Genomic DNA, 15,825 nt, shown 5'->3' with positions numbered 1-15,825 from the left:
GCACACCCAAGCGCCTCCGAAAAGAGGCAGCTTGGCGTATAGGCGCTGTCCAGAGGGGTCGGCGGGGTGCGCACTACCGTTCAGCGCAGTGTGCAGACCGCGTCTGCGAGAAACCACTGACCTGATTGTTCTTGTGGTGTGCCAGGAGTCGCCTGTCGCACACCTGATAGGTGGATGGCGAGGAATCATGGACCGGTCTCAGTCTTTTGCCGACGGCGAGCAGCGGCTTCCGCTGACCGGGGCTCAGGCAGGGGTGTGGTTCGCGCAGGCCGTCGAACCCGACAGCCCGATCTTCCGCGCGGCGGAGTACCTGGAGATCCACGGCACGCTGGACACCGCGCTCTTCGAGCGGGCGCTGCGGCGGATGACCGCCGAGGCCGACGCCCTGCACATCCGGTTCGTCGACACCGACGACGGCCCCCGCCAGATCATCGGGTCCGAGCCCGCCTGGACCCTGCGGACCGTCGACGTCTCCGGCGAGGCCGACCCCCGCCGCGCCGCCGAGGAGTGGATGGGCCGCGACCTGCGCCGCCGCATCGACCTGACCGGCTCACCGCTGTTCACCTACGCCCTGTTCAAGGCCGCCGAGGACCGCTGGTTCTGGTACCACGCCTACCACCACATCCTGCTCGACGGTGTCGGAGCCGCCCTCCTGGTCCGGCGCGTCGCCGACGTCTACACCGCGCTCGCCGCCGGAGCCGATGCCGGCCCCACGCCCTTCGGCTCGGTCCGCACCCTGCTCGACGAGGACGCCGCGTACCGCGCGTCCGGGGACCTCGCCGACGACCGGGAGTTCTGGCGCGGCCGGTACGCCGACCAGCCCGAGCCGGTCGCCCTGTCCACCCGCCCGCTGAAGCCGTCCGCCGACTTCGTCCGGCGCAGCGCCGAGCTGCCCGAGGACGTCCGCGAGGACCTGGTCCGCGCGGCGGAGCAGGCCGGCACCGCCCGCTCCCGCGTCGTCATCGCCGCCACGGTCGCCTACATGCACCGCATGACCGGCCTGACCGACATCGTGCTCGGCCTGCCGGTCACCGCCCGACCGGGGCCCAAGTCCCGCACCGCGCCCGGCATGGCCGCCAACGTCGTCCCGCTGCGGGTCGCCGTCGACGACGCCACCACCGTCGGCGAACTCCTGGAGCGGACCCGGGTCGCGCTGCGCGGCCTCGTCGCCCACCAGCGCTACCGCGGCGAGGAGCTGCGCCGCGACCTCGGCCTGGCCAACGACCACCGCCGCTTCTTCGGCCCGCTGCTCAACGTCGTCCCGTTCGACTACGACCTCAGCTTCGCCGGTCGGCGCGCCGACGCCCACAACATGTCGCTGCGGCTCATCGAGGACCTCGCCGTCTCCGTGTACGACCGCGGCAACGGCGGCGGCATCCGCGTCGACTTCGACGCCCACCCGGAGCTGTACGCCCCCGCCGAGCTCGCCGCCCACCAGGACCGCTACCTGAGGTTCGTCGGCCGGATCGCCCGTGCGCTCGACGAGCCGGGGACGCCCCTCGGCCGGATCGGACTGCTCGGCGACGAGGAGCGGGACGCGGCCCTCGCCCGCCCCGCCGCGGTCGCACCCCCCACCGACGGCCCCACGCTCGCCGCCCTGTTCGAGCGCCAGGTCCTCGCCTCGCCCGACGCGCCCGCCCTCGCGTTCCAGGACACCGTCCTCGACTACGCCGAGCTGAACCGGCGCGCCAACCGGCTCGCCCGGCTGCTCGCCGCCCGCGGCGTCGGACCGGAGGACCGGGTCGCCCTGCTGCTGCCGCGCTCCGCCGAGTTCGTCGTCGCGATCCTCGCCGTCGTCAAGGCCGGCGCCGCGTACGTCCCCGTGGACCCGGGCTACCCCGAGGCCCGCATCGCGCACATCCTCGGCGACGCGGCCCCCGCCCGCGTGCTCGTCGACGCCTCCACCGCCGCCGTTGCCGAGGCCGCCGGGCGCACCCCGCTCGCCCTCGACGACCCCGCCGTCACCGCCGAGCTGGCGACGCTCTCCGGCGCCGACCTCGCCGACGCGGACCGCACCGCCCCGCTGACCGCCGCGCACGCCGCGTACGTCATCTACACCTCCGGCTCCACCGGCCGCCCCAAGGGCGTCGTGGTCACCCACGCCGGACTGCCGGGTCTCGCCGACACCTTCGTCCGGCGGCTCGACGTCCGTCCGGGCAGCAGGGTCCTCCAGTTCGCCTCCATGGGCTTCGACGCGATGGTGCCCGAGCTGTGCATGGGCCTGCTCGCCGGAGCGACCTTCGTCCTCGCCCCCGCCGAGCGGCTGCTGCCCGGCGATCCGCTGGCCGCGTTCGCCCGCGAGGCCGGGATCACCCACGCGATCCTGCCGCCGTCGTCGCTGGCCGTCATGGACCCCGCCGCCGACCTGCCCCCGGGCATGACCATCCTCATCGCCGGCGAGGCCGCCGGTGAGGAACTGGTCTCCCGCTGGGCGCCCGGCCGGCTCTTCGTCAACGGCTACGGCCCCACCGAGACCACCGTCTGCGCCACCATGAGCGAGGCCCTCGACGGCTCCCGCACGCCCCCCATCGGCGACCCCATCGCCGAGACCCGCGTGTACGTCCTCGACAGCGCCCTGCTGCCCGTGCCGCCCGGCGTCACCGGTGAGCTGTACGTCGCCGGCCCCAGCCTCGCCCGCGGTTACCTCGGCCGCTCCGCGCTCACCGCCGAGCGGTTCGTCGCCCACCCCTTCGGCCTGCCCGGCGAGCGCATGTACCGCACCGGCGACCTCGTCCGCCAACTCATCGACGGATCACTGGAGTTCGTCGGCCGCGCCGACGAGCAGACCAAGATCCGCGGCTACCGCGTCGAGCCCGGCGAGGCCGAGGCCGCCCTGCTGCGCCTGCCCTCCGTGGCCCAGGCCGCCGTGACCGTACGCCGGTCCGCCGACGGCACCCCCGCGCTCGCCGGATACGTCGTCCCCGTGGCCGGCGCGGCGGCCGGACCCGACCCGGCCGCCGTCCGCGACGCGCTCGCCGAGGTCCTGCCCGGCTACCTCGTCCCCGCGACCGTCACCGTCGTCGACGCCATCCCCGTCACGCCCAACGGCAAGGTCGACCACAAGGCCCTGCCCGAGCCGGGCCCGGCCGCCACCGGCGCCGGCCGGGAGCCGCGCACCCCGCTCGAACACGCCCTCGCCGCCCTGTTCGCCGACGCCCTCGGGCAGGACGCCGTCCTCGCCGACGACGACTTCTTCGCCCTGGGCGGCCACTCCCTCATGGCCGCCCGCCTCGCCCGCCGGATCTCGGCCGAACTCGGCCGGGACTGCGGCGTCGAGGCCCTCTTCGCCGAGCCCACCGTCCGCCGGCTCGCCGTCCGCCTCGAAGGAGCGACCTCCGAGCGCCCCGCGCTCACCCCCGCGCCCCGCGACGGCGACCTCGCCCTCTCCTACGCCCAGCAGCGCCTGTGGTTCCTCGACCAGCTCGAAGGCCCCAGCGCCGCGTACAACATCCCGCTCGTGCTCACCCTCGACGGCACGCTCGACCGCACCGCCCTCGCCGCCGCGCTCGGCGACCTCACCGACCGCCACGAGATCCTGCGCACCGTCTACCGCGAGACCGACGGCGTCGCCGCCCAGCACATCCTGCCCGCCGGCGCCGCGCCCGCGCTCACCGTCCGCACGGTGAGCGACGACACCCTGGACGCCGAGCTGTCCGCCGCCGTCGCCCACCGCTTCGCCCTCGCCGGCGAACCCCCGCTGCGGGCCACCCTGTTCGCCCTCGCCCCCGACCGGCACGTCCTCCTGCTCCTGCTCCACCACATCGCCGCCGACGCGGGCTCCCTCGCCCCGCTGCTCGGCGACCTCACCGACGCCTACACGGCCCGCCGCGCCGGCCACGCCCCCGCCCGGGCCCCGCTCGCCGTCCAGTACGCCGACTACGCGGCCTGGCAGCGACGCGCACTCGGCGACGAGAGCGACCCGGACAGCTCCGCCGCCCGCCAGATCGCCTTCTGGAAGCGGCAGCTCGACGGCCTGCCCGACCACCTCGACCTGCCCGCCGACCACCCCCGCGGCGCCGGTTCCGCGGCCCCCGCCGACCTCGTCGCCCTCGACCTCGACGCGGCCGCCCACCGCCGCCTCGCCGCGCTCGCCCGCGCCACCGGCACCAGCACCTTCATGGTCGTCCAGACCCTCGTCGCCACCCTGCTGACCCGGCTCGGAGCCGGAACCGACATCGCCCTCGGCACGCCCGTCACCGGCCGCCCCGAGGACGGCCTCGACGCCCTCGTCGGCTTCTTCACCAACACCCTCGTGCTGCGCACCGACACTTCCGGCGACCCCACCTTCGCCGAACTCCTCGCCCGCGTCCGCACGAGCAACCTGGACGCCTACGCGCACCAGGAGCTCCCCTTCGAGCGGCTGGTCGAGGTGCTCAACCCGGCCCGCTCCGCCTCCCACCACCCGCTGTTCCAGGTCATGATCTCCATGGACAGCTCGGAGCGGTCCCTGCCCGCCGTCGACGGGCTCGCCCTCGGCCTGGTCGACGTGCCCACCGGCACCGCCAAGTTCGACCTGTCGTTCAACGTCCGCGAGCACCGCGGCCCCGACGGCGACGAGGCCGGCCTGTTCCTCGCCCTGGAGTTCCGCACCGACCTCTTCGACCGCACCACCGCCGAAGCGGTCCTGGCCCGCCTCGCCCGGCTCGCCGAAGCCGCCACGGCCGCCCCCGACACCCGCATCGGCAGCGCCCCGCTCCTCTCGGACGAGGAGACCCACCGCCTCCTCGTCGCCTGGAACGACACCGCCGCGCCCGAGACCATGACCGACGTCGTGGGCCGCGTCCGCGCCGTCGCCGCCGAGCACCCCGAGGCCGTCGCCGTCACCGACGACCACGGCGACGTCACCTACGCCGCGCTCATGGAGCGCGTCGACCGGCTCGCCGCCCGGCTGCGCGCCCGCGGCGCCCGCCGGGACACCGTCGTCGCCGTCCTCGCCGACCGCGGCGCCGCCGCGATCACCGCCTTCCTCGGCATCCAGGCCGCGTCCGCCGCCTACCTCCCGCTGGACACCCGCGCGCCGCACGAACGGAACGCCTCCCTGCTCGCCGACGCCTCCGCCGCCTGGCTCCTCACGGGCCCCGGCCACGAGGAGACCGGCGCCGCCGTCGTCGCCGGAACCGGGACGCAGGCCCTCGCGGTCGACGAACCGGCCGGCCCCGCCCCAGCCGCCGACCCCACCGCCCCGGCCGGCGACCAGCTCGCGTACGTCATCTTCACCTCCGGCTCCACCGGCCGCCCCAAGGGCGCGATGGTCCACCACCGGGGCATGAACAACCACCTGCTCGCCAAGGTCGACGACCTCAGCCTCACCGGCGCCGACACCGTCGTCCAGAACGCCCCCCTCACCTTCGACGTCTCCGTCTGGCAGATGATCGCCCCGCTGCTCACCGGCGGCCGCGTCCTGGCGGTCGGCCGGCTCCTCGCCGCCGACCCGCTGGGGCTGTTCCGCCTCGTCGGCCACGACGGGGTCACCGTCCTGGAGGTCGTCCCCTCCCTGCTGCGCGCGGCCCTGGACACCTGGGACGAGGGTGCCGAGGTCCCCGCCCTGCCCGCCCTGCGCTGGCTCGTCGTCACCGGCGAGGAACTCCCCGCCGACCTCTGCCGCCGCTGGTTCGCCCGCTTCCCCGGCATCCCGATGATGAACGCGTACGGACCCACCGAGTGCTCCGACGACGTCACCCACGCCGTCCTCACCCCCGACACCCTCGACGAGCGGCGCATCACCGCCCCCATCGGCCACGCCGTCCGCAACACCACCCTCTACGTCCTCAGCGACGAGCGGCAGCTCGTCCCGCCCGGCACCGCCGGCGACCTGTACGTGGCCGGCGTGGGCGTCGGCCTCGGGTACCTCGGCGACCCCGAGCGCACCGCCGCCGCGTTCGTCCCCGACCCGTTCGCCGCCGACGGCAGCCTCATGTACCGCACCGGCGACCTCGTCCGCCACCGCCCCGACGGGCAGCTGGAGTTCATCGGCCGGCGCGACGCCCAGGTCAAGATCCGCGGCCAGCGCATCGAACTCGGCGAGGTCGAGGCCCACCTGCGAGCCCTGCCCGGCGTCACCGACGCCGCCGCCGCGGTCGTCCCCGGGCCCGGCGGACACCGCCACCTCGTCGGTTACGTCGTCGGCGACGACGACGTCCGCGCCCTGCGCGAGGCCCTCGCCGCCGCACTGCCCGAACACCTCGTCCCCGCCGTCCTCGTCGCCCTGCCCGCCATGCCGCTCACCCCGAACGGCAAGACCGACCGCAAGGCCCTGCCCGCCCCCGACTTCACCACGGCCGAACGCCGCGCCCCGCGCACCCCGCAGGAGGAGATCCTGTGCGGCGTCTTCGCCGACATGCTCGGCCTCGACCGGGTCGGCCTCGACGACGACTTCTTCGCCCTCGGCGGCCACTCCCTCCTCGCCACCCGCCTCGTCGCCCGGATCCGCACCGCCCTGGACACGGACCTGGAGGTGGCGGCGGTCTTCGAGACGCCGACCGTCGCAGGTCTCGCCGCCCGGCTCGCCGACGCGGGACCGGCCCGCGGCGGCCTCGCCCGCCGCGAACGCCCCGACCGGCTCCCGCTGTCCTACGCCCAGCGGGGCCTGTGGTTCCTCAACCGGATGGACCCCGCCGACGGCACCTACAACATCCCCCTGGTGCTGCGGCTCTCCGGTCCGCTCGACCACGACGCCCTGCGCCGCGCCCTCGCCGACGTCGCCACCCGCCACGAGAGCCTGCGGACCGTCTTCCCCGAGACCGACGGCGTCCCCCACCAGCTCGTCCTGGACCCCGAGCGGGCCCGCCCCGTCCTCGACGTCGTCACCGCCGCCGGCCCCGACGCCGACGCGCTCGTCGCCGCAGCCGTCGGCCGCGGCTTCGACATCACCCGCGAGGCCCCGTTCCGCGCCCGGCTCATCGCGACAGGACCCGAGACCCACGTCCTCGTCGTCGTCGTCCACCACATCGCCGGCGACGGCTGGTCCACCGCCCCGCTCGCCCGCGACCTCAGCGTCGCCTACGCCGCCGCCGTCGGAGGCCGCCTCCCCGACTGGACCCCGCTGCCCGTCCAGTACGCCGACCACACCCTGTGGCAGCGCGAGCGGCTCGGCGACGAGAGCGACCCGGACAGCGTCCTCTCCGCCCAGATCGCCTACTGGAAGGACGCCCTCGCCGGCCTCCCCGAGGAGCTCGCGCTCCCGACCGACCGGCCCCGGCCCGCGCTGCCCAGCCACCGCGGCGGCCTCGTGCCCTTCCAGCTCGGCCCCGAGACCCACCGCGCCCTGCTCGGCCTCGCCCGCGCCCACGGCGTGACCCCCTTCATGGTGCTGCACGCCACGCTCGCCGCCCTCCTCACCCGCCTCGGCGCCGGCACCGACATCCCGATCGGCGGCTCGGTCGTCGGCCGGGGCGACGAGGCCCTCGACGACGTGGTCGGCTTCTTCGTCAACTCCCTCGTGCTGCGCACCGACACCTCCGGCGACCCCACCTTCGCCGAACTCCTGGAGCGCGTCCGCACCGCGGACATCGCCGCCTTCGCCCACCAGGACCTGCCGTTCGAACGGCTCGTGGAGGCGCTCAACCCGCGCCGCTCGCTCAACCGCCACCCGCTGTTCCAGATCAAGCTCGTCCTGCAGAACCTGGACCGCCCCGAGGTCGACTTCCCCGGCCTGCGTGCCGACGTCGCCCAGATCGACCCCGACATGGCCAAGTTCGACCTGCTCCTCTCCGTCGCCGAACGGTACGACGAGCACGGCGAACCGCAGGGTGTCGAGGCCGCCGCCGGCTACTCCGCCGACCTGTTCGACCGGCCCACCGTCGAGGCCCTCGCCGGCCGCTTCGTCCGGCTCCTCGAATCCGCCCTCGGCGACCCGCACCGGCCGCTCGCCCGCCTCGCCGTCATGGACGGCAGCGAACGGCACGACCTGCTCGTCACCCGCAACGCCACCGGCCACGACACCCCCGACGCCACCCTCCCGCAGCTCTTCGAGGCGCAGGCCGCCCGCACCCCGGACGCCCCCGCCGTCGTCTGCGGCGACGAACGGCTCAGCTACGCCGGGCTCGACGCCCGCGCCAACCGCCTCGCCCACCTGCTCCTGGAGCACGGCGTCGGCCAGGACACCCTGGTCGCCCTCGCCCTGCCCCGCTCCGCCGACGCCGTCGCGGCCATGCTCGCCGTCGGCAAGGCCGGCGCCGCCTACCTGCCGCTCGACCCCGACCACCCCGGCGAGCGCGTCACCCGGCTCCTCGCCGACGCCCGGCCCGCCCTCGTCCTCACCGCCGCCACCACCCTGGACGCCGCCCCGCACCTGGCCGCCGCCGGTGCCCGCGTCCTCGTCCTGGACGCCCCCGACACCGCCGACGCGCTCGACCGCGCCCGCACCGACGCACCGGCCGCGTCCGACCGCACCGCGCCCGTCACCCCCCACGACGCCGCGTACGTCGTCTACACCTCCGGCTCCACCGGCACGCCCAAGGGCGTCGTCGTCGAGCAGCGGGCCCTGGTGGACTACGTGGTGCGCTGCGCCGCCGAGTACCCCGGCCTGCGCGGACGCACCCTGCTCCACTCGCCGCTCTCCTTCGACCTCGGCCTCACCACCCTCTACGGCACCCTCCTCGCCGGCGGCTGCCTCCACGTCGGCGACCTCGACGAGACCCTCGACGTCCCCGGCGGCCTGACCTTCCTCAAGGCCACGCCCAGCCACCTGCCCCTCCTCGACACCCTGCCCGACGAACTCTCCCCGACCGCCGAGCTGATGACCGGCGGCGAGGCCCTGCACGCCGAACAGCTCGCCGCCTGGCGCGCCCGGCACCCGCAGGTCGCCGTCGTCAACCACTACGGCCCCACCGAGACCACCGTCGGCGTCCTCGACCACCGCGTCCCGGCCGGCGCCCCGCTCGCCGCCGGACCGGTCCCGCTCGGCCGCCCCATGTGGAACACCCGCGCCTACGTCCTCGACGCGGCCCTGCTCCCTGTCCCCGACGGCGTCACCGGCGACCTCTACATCGCCGGGAGCGGCCTGGCACGCGGCTACCTCGGCCGCCCCGCCGGCACCGCCGAACGGTTCGTCGCCGACCCCTACGGACCCTCCGGCGCCCGCATGTACCGCACCGGCGACCGGGTCCGCTGGAACTCCGCGGGCGTCCTGGAGTACGTCGGCCGCGCGGACCACCAGGTCAAGGTCCGCGGCTTCCGGATCGAACTCGGCGAGGTCGAGGCCGCCCTGCTGTCCGCCCCCGGCGTCCGCCAGGCCCTCCCGCTGGTCCGCGAGGACCAGCCGGACGACAAGCGGCTCACCGCCTACGTCGTCCCCGCCCCCGGGGAGCGGCTCGTGCCCGACCGCGTCCGCGCCCACGTCGCCCAGGTGCTCCCCGAGTACATGACGCCCACCGCCGTCGTCGTCCTCGACGCGCTCCCGCTCACGGCCAACGGCAAGGTGGACCGGGCCGCGCTGCCCGCACCCGAGTCCGTCGGCGGACCGGTGACCCGCGCCCCGCGCACCCCGGAGGAGGAGATCCTCGCCGGCCTCTTCGCCGACGTCCTCGGCGTCGCACGCGTCGGCGTCGACGACGACTTCTTCGCCCTCGGCGGCCACTCCCTGCTCGCCATGCGCCTGCTCAGCAGGATCGCCTCCACCCTCGGCGTCCGCGTCGGTGTCAAGGCGCTCTTCGACGCCCCCACCGTCGCCGGCGTCGCCACCCGGCTCACCACCCCCGGCGAGACGCGCCCCGCGCTCGTCCCCGCCGACCGGGGCGACCGCGTCCCGCTCTCCTTCGCCCAGACCCGGCTGTGGTTCCTCAACCGGCTCGAAGGCCCCAACGCCACCTACAACGTGCCCCTCGTGCTCCGCCTCACCGGCACGCCCGACCGGGCCGCCCTGCGCGCCGCCCTCCGCGACGTCACCGACCGGCACGAGAGCCTGCGCACCGTCTTCCCCGAGACCGACGGCGTCCCCCGCCAGCACGTCCTCGGCCCCGTCGAGGGCGCCGCCGTCCTCGACGAGCACACCGTCCCCGCCGCCGAGCTGGAGCAGGCGATCACCGACACCGTCCTCGGCGGCTTCGACCTGACCGTACAGCCGCCGCTGCGGGCCCGCCTGCTCACCGCCGACGGCGACGGCGACGGCGTGCTCGTCCTCGTCACCCACCACATCGCCAGCGACGGCTGGTCCCTCACCCCGCTGCTCGCCGACCTGTCCCGGGCCTACACCGCCCGGACCCGCGGCACCGCGCCCGCGTGGGAGCCCCTGCCCGTCCAGTACGCCGACTACACCCTGTGGCAGCGCGGCGTCATGGGCGACGAGACCGACCCCGACAGCCAGCTCACCCGCCAGCTCCACCACTGGAGGGACGCCCTCGACGGCCTCCCCGAGGAGCTCGACCTGCCCACCGACCGGCCCCGGCCCGAAGTGGCCACCTACCGCGGCGACAACGTGCCGCTGGAGCTCGACGCCGAGACGCACGCCGCGCTCGCCGCGCTCGCCCGCGCCCACGGCGTCAGCCTCTTCATGGTCCTCCAGGCCGGCCTCGCCGCCCTGCTGACCCGGCTCGGCGCCGGCGGCGACATCCCCATCGGCACCCCCATCGCCGGACGCACCGACGACGCCCTCGACGAACTCGTCGGCTTCTTCGTCAACACCCTGGTCCTGCGCACCGACACCGCCGGCGACCCGACCTTCCGCGACCTGCTCGCCCGGGTCCGCGAGACCGACCTCGCCGCCTACACCCACCAGGACCTGCCGTTCGAGCGGCTGGTGGAGGAGCTGAACCCGGTGCGGTCGCTGGCCCGCCACCCGCTCTTCCAGATCATGCTGATCCTCCACAACACCGCCCGGGCCGAGATCGACCTGCCCGGCCTGCGGGTCGAGGTCGAGGGCGCCGACGCCCCGGTCGCCAAGTTCGACCTGTCCGTCAGCCTCTGGGAGCGGCACACCGCCGACGGCGCCGCCGACGGCATCCTCGGCCGGATCGAGTACGCCCTCGACCTGTTCGACCGCTCCACCGCGGAAACCCTCGCCACCCGGCTCCAGCGCCTTCTCACCGCCGCCGCCCACACCCCCGAACTGCCGATCAGCGGCCTCGCGGTCCTCGACGACGCGGAACTCCACGACCTCCTCGTCGCCCGCAACGACACCGACCACCCGCGCCCCGAGGCGTCGCTGCCCGAACTGTTCCGCCGCCAGGCCGCCCGCACCCCGGAGGCCATCGCCCTCGTCCGCGGCGACCTCGCCCTCACCTACGCCGAACTCGACGCCCGCTCCGACCGCCTCGCCGGCGCCCTGCTCGGCCGCGGCGTCCGCCCCGAGGACCGGATCGCGCTGCTCCTCGCCGACCGCGCCGCCCACGTCGTGGCGACCGTCGCCGTCGCCAAGGCCGGCGGCGTGTACGTCCCGCTGGACGTGCGCAGCCCCGAGGCCCGCACCCGCCGCATCCTCGACGGCACCGCGACCGTCCTCGTCCTCGCCGAGACGGCCACCGCCGACCGCGTCCCGGAGGGCGCCGCGCCCGTCCTGCTCGTCGACGCCGGGAACCCGCCGGCCGGCGCGCCCGGCGCCGAACCGCCCGCCGTCCACCCCGACCGGCTCGCGTACGTCATGTACACCTCCGGCTCCACCGGTGAGCCGAAGGGCGTCGCCGTCACCCACCGCAACGTCGCCGGGCTCGCCCGCGACCGCTACTGGGGCCACGGCGCCGACGACCGGGTGCTCATGCACTCCCCGCCGTCCTTCGACGCCTCCACCTACGAACTGTGGGGCCCCCTCCTCAACGGCGCCAGGATCGTCGCCACCGACGGCGACGCCACCGACATCGCCTCCCTGGCCGCGACCATGACCCGGCACCGCGTCACCGTCGGCCTCTTCAGCGAGGGCGTGTTCCGCCTCCTCGCCGAGAACCACGCCACCGCCTTCCGCGACCTCCGCGACATCTACGTCGGCGGTGACACCGCCTCGGCCACCGCCGTCCGCAAGGTCCTGGAGCAGACCGCAGGAGCCCGCCTCACCAACAGCTACGGCCCCACCGAGACCACCCTCTGCGTCGTCCACCACGCCCTCACCGAGGAGGACGTCGCCCGCAACTCCTTCCCCATCGGCCGCCCCCTCGACAACACCCGCGTCTACGTCCTCGACACGGCCCTGCGGCCCGTCCCCGACGGCGTCACCGGTGAGCTGTACGTCGCCGGCGAGGGCCTGGCCCGCGGCTACACCGGCCGCCCCGGCCTCAGCGCCGAACGCTTCGTCGCCGACCCGTACGGCCCGCCCGGCGCGCGCATGTACCGCACCGGCGACCGGGTCCGCTGGCGCGCCGACGGCACCCTGGAGTTCGCCGGCCGCGCCGACGCCCAGGTCAAGGTCCGCGGCTTCCGCATCGAACTCGGCGAGGTCGAGGCCGCCGTCGCCGCCCACCCGGCCGTCGCCCAGACCGTGGTCGTCGTCCGCGAGGACCGCCCCGGCGACAAGCGCCTGGTCGCCTACGCCGTCCCGGCCGCCGGCCGCCCCCTCGACGCCGACGCGCTCCGCGCCCACGTCGCGGCCCTGCTGCCGGACTACATGACGCCCGCCGCGTTCGTCGAACTCGCCGCACTGCCCCTCACCCGCACCGGAAAGCTGGACCGCCGAGCCCTGCCCGCACCCCGGTACGAGGGCGGCGGCGACCGCGCCCCGCGCAACGAGCGCGAGCAGCTCCTCTGCGGACTCTTCGCCGACCTGCTCGGCGTCCCCCAGGTCGCCGTGGACGACAACTTCTTCGCCATGGGCGGCGACAGCATCGTCTCCATCCAGCTCGTCAGCCGGGCCCGCGAGGCCGGACTCGTCCTCACCCCGCGCGACATCTTCCAGCACCAGACCGTCGAGGCCCTCGCCCTCGCCGCGACCGCCCCGGGCGCCGACACCCCGCACACCCCCGACGACGGCACCGGCACCGTGCCCGCCACCCCGATCATGGAGTGGCTGCGCGGCCTCGGCGGCCCCGTCGAGGGCTTCAACCAGTCCGTCCTGCTCCGCACCCCCGCGGGCCTCGGCCAACCCGCCCTGATCGCCGCCGTCCAGGCCGTCCTCGACGGACACGACCTGCTCCGCGCCCGCCTCGACCGGACCGCGCCCGGCCCGTGGACCCTGGAAGTCCCGCCCGCCGGCAAGACCGACGCCGCCGACCGCGTCACCCGGGTCGACATCACCGCCGTCCCCGACGACGCCCTCGCCCCCCTCCTCACCGACCACGCCGAGACCGCCCGCCGGGCCCTCGACCCCGACCGCGGCGACATGCTCCGCGCCGTCTGGTTCGACGCCGGACCCGACCGCGCCGGACGCCTCCTGATCCTCGCCCACCACCTCGTCGTCGACGGTGTCTCCTGGCGCGTCCTCGTCCCCGAACTCATGACCTGCTGGACCGACGCCGAAGCCGGCCGCGACACCGAGGTCGCCGCCGTCCGCACCTCCTTCCGCACCTGGGCCCGCCTCCTCGCCGACCGCGCCCTCACCGCCGCCGCCGAGGCCGAACTCCCGCTGTGGGAGCGGATGACCGCGGAAGCCGACCCGCTGCTCGCCGGGCGCCCTCTCGACCCCGCCGTCGACACCCACGCCACCACCCGCCGCAGCTCCCGCACCCTCCCCGCCGACCGCACCGAGCCCCTGCTCACCGCGGTGCCCACGGCGACCGGGACCAGCCCCGACGAGATCCTGCTCACCGCCCTCGCCCTCGCCCTCGCCGAATGGCGGCGCGGCCGCAGGCGCGGCGCGCCCGGCGCCGGACCCGTGCTCCTCGACGTGGAGGGCCACGGCCGCGGCGACGACGACGGCGCCGAACTCTCCCGCACCGTCGGCTGGTTCACCACCATGCACCCGCTGCGCCTCGACCCCGGCGTCAGGTGGCACGAGGTCCGCGGCGGAGCCCCCGCCGCCGGAGAGGCCCTGCGCCGGGTGAGCGGCCAGATCCGCGCGGTCCCCGCCAAGGGCGCCGGATACGGCCTGCTCCGCCACCTCAACCCGCGCACCGCCGAGCTCCTCGCGGGCGGCGCCGGACCGCAGATCGGCTTCAACTACCTGGGCCGCGTCCGCACCGACCACTCCGCCGGCACCGCCGACTGGGGCGCCGCGCCCGAGGACGTACGCATCGCCCCGACCGACCCGGACCTGCCGTTCGCCCACAGCCTGGAGGTCAACGCGGTCACCCACGACCGTCCCTCCGGACCCGAACTGACCGTCACCTGGACCTGGCCCGGCGGACTCTTCGAGGAGGCCGACGTCGAGTCCCTCACCGGCCTCTGGTTCGAGGCCCTGGACGCCCTCACGCGGTACAGCACCGCACTCGCCGCCCCCGCCGGCGGCGCCCCCCGCAGTCTGACGACATCCGACCTCTCCCTGGCAGACCTGGACCAGGACGAGATCGACGAGCTCGAGGCCGACCTGGCCGACCTGGAGGATCTGACGTGACGCACACCAGCCGACCGGCCCGCAAGCCGTCCGGACTCGAGGGCGTCCTGCCCCTGTCCCCCCTGCAGGAAGGTCTCCTGTTCCACTCCCTGCTCGACGACGGCGAAGGCCCCGACGTCTACGCCGTCCAGCTCGCCGTCGACCTGGAGGGACCGCTCGACGCGAACCGCCTCAAGGACGCGATGGCCGCCCTGCTCCGCCGTCACGCCAACCTGCGCGCCGGATTCCGCTCCGTACGCTCCGGGAAGCCGGTGCAGTTCCTCCTCCGCGAGGTGGACCTGCCCTGGCGCGAGGCCGACCTCACCCGGCTGCCGGCGGAGGAGAGGGAGGCCGAACTCGTGCGCCTCGCCGACCGGGACCGCGCCGAGCGCTTCGACCTGGCCGCGCCGCCGCTGATCCGCTGCCTCCTGATCCGCCGTGAGGACGACCTGCACCGGCTGGTCGTCACCAACCACCACATCCTGCTCGACGGCTGGTCCATGCCGGTCGTGCTGCGCGAACTGTTCACCGTGTACGAGCAGGGCGAACAGGCCCTGCCGCCCGTCACCCCGTACAAGAACTACCTCCGGTGGCTGGCCGCCCAGGACCGTACGGAGACCGAGCAGGTCTGGCGGCGCACCCTGGCCGGCGTCGAGGAGGCCACCCGCCTGGCCCCCGCCGACGCCGGCCGCGAGGCCCGCATGCCGGAGCGCGTCGAGTCCCTGCTCCCCGCCGACCTCGGCGACGGCATCGCGGAACTCGCCGCCTCCGGCGCGGTCACCCTGAACACCGTCGTCCAGCTCGCCTGGGCCGTCGTGCTGGGCCGCCTCACCGGCCGCGACGACGTCGTCTTCGGCACCACCGTGGCCGGCCGCCCGGCCGAGGTGCCCGGTGTCGAGTCCATGGTCGGCCTCTTCATCAACACCGTCCCGGTGCGCGTGGCCCTCGACCACGACGAACCGTGGTCGAAGGCCCTCGCCCGCCTCCAGAACGAACAGGCCGACCTCGGCCCGCACCAGCACCTCGGCCTCGCCGAGATCCAGGCACTCGCCGGCGTCGGCGAGCTCTTCGACACCACCGTCCTCGTCGAGAACTACCCCGTGGACCCGGCCGCCGAGGGAACCCGGCTCGACTCCGGGCTGCGCCTCGTCGGAGCCAAGGGCCGTGACGCCACCCACTACCCCCTCACCCTCGTCGTCTCCCGCACGGCCGCCGGCGTGCAGGTGCGCCTCGACTACCGCCCCGACCTCTTCGACCACGCGTCGGCCGAACGGATCCTGCGCCGGCTGGAGCGCGTCCTGCGTGCCGCGGTCATGGACACGGACCGGCCCGTCGGCGCGGTCGACGTCCTGGACGGGGTGGAGCGTGAGCGGCTGGTGAGTGGGGTGAACGCGACGGGTTCCGTGGTGCCGGTGGGGTTGGTGCCGTTGTGGTTC

At 75.5% G+C, this 15,825-nt stretch carries 2 protein-coding genes; both read left to right on the top strand.

All coding sequences use genetic code 11. The features are described from left to right. Nucleotides 1–187 precede the first annotated feature (187 nt). Complete coding sequence (locus ACZ60W_RS33805; protein ID WP_469759228.1) at nt 188–14,410, top strand: amino acid adenylation domain-containing protein; 14,223 nt, start codon at nt 188–190, stop codon at nt 14,408–14,410. After that, nucleotides 14,407–15,825, top strand: a 1,419-nt coding sequence (locus tag ACZ60W_RS33800) for a condensation domain-containing protein (RefSeq protein WP_469759227.1), incomplete at its 3' end; no start/stop codon positions are given. The genes ACZ60W_RS33805 and ACZ60W_RS33800, both read left to right, overlap by 4 nt.

Source organism: Streptomyces sp. NPDC104202, assembly GCF_055584185.1.
This window is presented reverse-complemented; position numbering and strand designations above follow the sequence as displayed.